This window comes from Burkholderia sp. LFS061, assembly GCF_047978125.1.
In the GTDB taxonomy this organism is placed as follows: Bacteria; Pseudomonadota; Gammaproteobacteria; order Burkholderiales; family Burkholderiaceae; genus Burkholderia; species Burkholderia pyrrocinia_C.
This window is the reverse complement of the sequence record NZ_JBFPFS010000185.1, coordinates 1-223: the sequence shown is the minus strand read 5'-3', so window position 1 is coordinate 223 and position 223 is coordinate 1. Positions and strand designations below refer to the sequence as shown.

At 68.6% G+C, this 223-nt stretch carries 1 pseudogene; it reads left to right on the top strand.

What is annotated here, in order from left to right:
- Positions 1-223: pseudogene (locus ACNQQL_RS36275) on the top strand (electron transfer flavoprotein-ubiquinone oxidoreductase); the annotation flags it as partial.

The window sequence follows — 223 nt, the reverse complement described above, 5'->3', positions numbered from 1 at the left end:
CCTCGGCTACACGAACCCGTACCTGTCGCCGTTCGAGGAATTCCAGCGCTACAAGACGCATCCGTCGATCCGCGCGTTCCTGGAAGGCGGCAAGCGCGTGTCGTACGGCGCACGCGCGATCACCGCGGGCGGGCTGCTGTCGCTGCCGAAGACGGTGTTCCCGGGCGGCGCGCTGATCGGCGACGACGCGGGCTTCCTGAACGCATCGCGGATCAAGGGCAGC